The 4630-nt window shown below is 65.2% G+C and carries 4 protein-coding genes and 1 pseudogene; 2 read left to right on the plus strand and 3 right to left on the minus strand.

Annotation, left to right across the window (positions count from 1 at the left end; all coding sequences use genetic code 11):
- Window positions 1-161: 161 nt before the first annotated feature.
- Window positions 162-1007, minus strand: coding sequence for an enoyl-CoA hydratase-related protein (locus VGD20_RS00030; RefSeq protein ID WP_331132487.1), 846 nt, complete (start codon window positions 1005-1007; stop codon window positions 162-164).
- Between the two features lie 442 nt (window positions 1008-1449).
- Window positions 1450-2100: a hypothetical protein gene (locus VGD20_RS00035; protein ID WP_331132488.1), complete on the minus strand. Its 651-nt coding sequence runs from the start codon at window positions 2098-2100 to the stop codon at window positions 1450-1452.
- Between the two features lie 76 nt (window positions 2101-2176).
- Between VGD20_RS00035 and VGD20_RS00040 the strand changes: the two genes are divergently transcribed.
- A complete protein-coding gene (locus VGD20_RS00040) occupies window positions 2177-3769 on the plus strand; it encodes a peptide chain release factor 3 (RefSeq protein ID WP_331132489.1) in 1593 nt (530 codons plus the stop codon).
- Between the two features lie 70 nt (window positions 3770-3839).
- Complete coding sequence (locus tag VGD20_RS00045; RefSeq protein ID WP_331132490.1) at window positions 3840-4298, plus strand: hypothetical protein; 459 nt, start codon at window positions 3840-3842, stop codon at window positions 4296-4298.
- Here VGD20_RS00045 and VGD20_RS00050 read toward each other — a convergent pair.
- Window positions 4291-4630 (minus strand): annotated as a pseudogene (locus VGD20_RS00050) (DNA polymerase IV); the annotation flags it as partial. The gene VGD20_RS00045 and the pseudogene VGD20_RS00050 overlap by 8 nt on opposite strands.

Below are 4630 nucleotides of genomic sequence, written 5' to 3' on the forward strand. Positions count from 1 at the left end.
GTTCGACCCCGATTATGAGAGCGAACCCCTCGAATTTTTCGAGCCGATGGTGATGCGCCTCTGCTCCTATCCGCGCACGAGCATCTACAAGAAGGTGATGGTCGAGGAAGCGGCCGAATAAACAAAACCCCGGCGCGGGGCCGGGGTTTTGAAGTTCGCGTTTATGAACCCCGGCCTCGTGCCGGGGTTCGCATTTCGGGGCCCTCCTTGCCCTTGAACTCGGTCTTGCGCTTCTGCTGGAACGCCATGATGCCTTCCATGGCGTCGGCGCTGTTGCCCGCGATGAACTGGCCCTTCGCTTCGGCGTCGAGCGTCGTCGCGAAATCCTGTGTCAGACCGTCGCGCAATATCTTGCGCATTGTGCCGAGCGCGATCGTCGGGCCGTTCGCGAGGCGCGTCGCCAACGCCCTGGCTTCAGTGATCAGGTCGGCATCCTCGACGCTCTTGTAGATCATGCCCCAGTCGGCGGCTTGGTCGGCTGAAATCTTCTCGCCCAGCATCATCATCTGCAACGCGCGCGGCACGCCGATCAGGCGCGGCAGCAGCCACGAAGAGCCGCCATCGGGGACGAGGCCGATGTTGACGAAAGCCTGGAGGAAATAGGCGCTCTTGCCCGCGATCGTGAAATCGCCCGACAGCGCGAAGCTGCACCCGACACCGGCTGCGGGGCCGTTGACTGCGGTGACCACCGGAATGTCGAGATTGGCGAGCGCTAGCAGCATCGGGTTATAATGACCGCGCAGCGCATTGCGGCTCCGCGCGCCGCCGCTGACGGCGCCGCCCGCCGAGCGGTCGCCCGCCAGATCGGCGCCCGAGCAGAAGCCGCGGCCCTCGCCGGTGATCAGCAGCGCCCGCGCACCGAGACTCGGGAGGTGGTCGAGCGCTTCGCGAATGTCATCGGCCATCGCGGGCGGCATCGAATTCAGCCGGTCGGGGCGGTTGAGCGTGATCGTCGCGACATGGTCGGCAAGCTCGAGCTTGATCGTGTCGAAGGTCGGAAGGGTCATGGGGAAGAATCCTCTCGCGGGTGCTTTACCTTTACGTTCACGTAAAGTTGTGACTCATTTGAAGCGCGAGTGCAAGAGGGAAGGGAGCGAGGGTGGGGCGTCCGCTTTCGACCGTCAGCTGCCGATAGGGATGTGCACCCCGGCGAAAGCCGGGGCCCAGAATTCCAGCGGGACCTGCGTGTGACCGCCCAGGGCCCCGGCTTTCGCCGGGGTTCACGAAGGACAACTCCCACCCCAAATCGGACGCCCGAAAAAAGGCCTTTCCTACATTATCCGGCCATGCCAGCCTCCATCCCGGCTCTTTCACCGGGTGGATAAAAGCGGTTGCCGGCCGCTGTGGGCAGGGCCGGGCAGGGTCAAATGGACCGACGCACAAGGCTGACTTTTACTGACCTTTGGGCAATGTTGCAGCGGCGGCGGCACATACCCACCCCAAAGCCGTCTACTCTCCGCCCAGCCGCTGAAAGCGCATATCGCCCTCGGCGCGGTGGAGGGTCAGGCCGCGTTCGGTCTTCTCCGCGCAGGCGCCCTCGAAATTCACGACGCCGAGATCGTTGGGAACGATGATGACACGCAGCTTGCCGCCGTCGGCTTCGGTCAGTTCGTAACGCGGCGCGGTGATGCCGTAGATCGGCTCGCGTACTTCGATCCAGCGGGGCACGCGCTTGTCGTCCTCGGGCATCGTCCAGCCATAAACTTGGGTGTAATCCTCGGCGGGGTCGCCGCTGTCGAAACCGATCGTGAAATCGACGCCCGGAATGCCCTTGCCGTTGGGCCAGGTGACGAGCAGCGTCGGGACCGCACCCTCGACTTCGAGCAGCGCACCCTTTTCGAGCGCGGGCGGAACAGGTTTGGGATCGGTCGTGAGGCAGACCATGGCGCCGCGTATTTCCCAGCGCCCCTCGGCGCGTTCGTCGAGCGCACCCGCGGCGAGCATATATTGGAAGCGGCCGTCGTTTCGGATCAGCAGCCCGCCGCCGACGTCGGGGCCCTCGGCGAGGCTATATTCGCCGACGAAGGGCGAGTCCTGCGCCGCGGCCGGGACGGCAATCAGGGCGGCGGCAATCGAGGCTATGGGGAGCAGTGTGCGCATGCCTCGATCATGCGGCGATGGCGGCGCCGACGCCAGCCCTTTCCACATGTCGCCCCACCTGCTAGGCGCCCGCGCCATGTCCAAGCATCCCGACCGCCGTACCTTCGCCATCATCTCGCACCCCGACGCGGGCAAGACGACGCTGACCGAGAAATTGCTCGTCGCGGGCGGAGCGATCCATATGGCGGGCGAGGTCAAGGCGCGCGGACAGGCGCGGCGCGCGCGTTCGGACTGGATGAAGATCGAGCAGCAGCGCGGGATTTCGGTGACGTCGTCGGTGATGACGTTCGAACATGCGGGACTGGTATTCAACCTGCTCGACACCCCGGGGCACGAGGATTTTTCGGAAGACACCTACCGCACATTGACCGCCGTCGACAGCGCGGTGATGGTGATCGACGCCGCAAAAGGCATCGAGCCACAGACACTCAAGCTGTTCGAAGTGTGCCGCCTGCGTTCGGTGCCGATCATCACCTTCATCAACAAGGTCGACCGTGAGGGTCTGCCGCCGTTCGAGCTGCTCGACGAGGTCGCCGACCGGCTCGCGCTCGACGTTTGTCCGATGAACTGGCCGGCGGGTATGGGCGGGCAGTTCGAGGGGATTTACGATCTCGTCGATCCGGCGATCATGAAGCCCGGCGGCGATGCGTCGCGCATGTACGAGGGGCATCGCGCGAAGGTCGCCGGGCTCGACGATCCGGCGCTGGCGGCGGAACTCAGCGCCGACGGGCTGGCGCACCTCCGGGAAGAGACCGAGCTGGCTTCGGCCTGCTATGCACCCTTCGATGCTGCCGCTTACCGCAATGGCGACCTGACCCCGGTTTTCTTCGGCTCGGCGCTCAAGGAATTCGGCGTCGTCGACTTGCTCGCAGGCCTTGCAAACCATGCGCCGGGCCCGCAGCCGCAGCCCGCAGAGCCTGTGCCGGTACAGCCTGGCGACGACGCCGTGACCGGTTTCGTGTTCAAGGTGCAGGCGAACATGAACCCCGCGCACCGCGACCGCATCGCCTTCATGCGACTCTGCTCGGGCAAGTTCGAGCGCGGCATGCGCCTGATGCAGGGCGGGACGGGCAAGGCGATCGCGATCAGCCGCCCGATGCTCTTCCTCGCGCAGGACCGCGAAATGGCCGAGGAAGCTTTCCCCGGCGATATCATCGGTATTCCCAACCACGGCACGCTGCGCGTCGGCGATACGCTGTCCGAGCGTACCGATATCACGATCACCGGCCTGCCGAACTTCGCCCCCGAACTGCTGCGCCGCGTCGCGCTCGTCGATCCGACAAAGACGAAGCAGCTCAGGAAAGCACTCGACGATATGGCCGAGGAGGGGATCATCCAGGTCTTCTACCCGGAGATCGGGTCGAACATGATCGTCGGCGTCGTCGGCCAGCTCCAGCTCGAAGTGCTGATCAGCCGCCTCGATGCCGAATATAAGGTCGAGGCAAAGCTCGAGCAGTCGCCATGGGACACCGCGCGCTGGATTGCGAGCGACGACGCGGCGGCGCTGAAGGCGTTTCAGGCCGATCACCGCGGTGCCAGCGCCACCGACCGCGACGGCGCGCCGGTGTTCATGGCGAAGGACGCGTGGGAAGTCGGCTATGTGACCCAGCGTCACCCCGCGATCCGCTTCACCGCGACCAAGGAACGGCGCTTCGCTCCAGCGGATTGACGCCGGGGGTTGATTGCACCCCGCAAGAAGCTCACCATCATCGCCGGGTCTGGCAAAGGTGGGGGTATCGATGCGCAGATGGATTCTGGCGCTCGCAGCGATCGCGAGCAGCGCGCCGGCAGCGGCGCAGGTGATCAAGATGCCGATCGACAGGGGCTTCTGGATCAACACGACCGACAAATGCGGAACCGCGACCAACGGCTATGCCTTTGACGGCGCGCGCTGGGGTGCGGTCTATTTCTATGGCCCGAACGGCAGCATGGGGCCGGCGGTCGAACTCGAACCGATAACGCAGACACGGCCCGCTGCGGACGGCTTCACCTATATGCAGTTCGGCGGCTATGACGGCGCCGGCTATTTTCATGTGAAATCGCTGGGTCCGGACCGCATGATGCTGCGCACCGGTGCGCCGGGGCCGGAGGGTGTCCAGGTGATGGACGATATCCTCATCCGCTGCGACCTCGGCGCGACATCGCCGAAGATGCAGGCGGCGCTCAAGCGCGCGGTGCCGGCACTCGCGGTCAAATAAGGCTGAGCAGGTCGGCGGGCGCCGCGGCGCCATCCTCCTCGTCATCCTCTTCGCCCTCGAACTTGCTGAGCGTGACGCCGAGCAGGCGGATGCCCTGTTCGGTGGGGAGCAGGGGGGCGAGGATCGCCTCGCCCGCGGCGAGCAGCGAACTACCGTCGAGAATCGGCGACGAGACCGATTTTGCTCGCGTGATCGTTTTGAAATCGGCGTAGCGCAGCTTCAGCGTCACGGTACGGCCGCGCGCGCCCTTTTTGGCGGCACGATCCCAGACGACGGTACAGACGTGCGCGAGCGCCTCGCGGATTTCGGTGTCGGTGATCAGGTCGTTGAAG

The organism is Sphingopyxis sp. (genome assembly GCF_036402335.1).
Classification (GTDB): Bacteria; Pseudomonadota; Alphaproteobacteria; order Sphingomonadales; family Sphingomonadaceae; genus Sphingopyxis.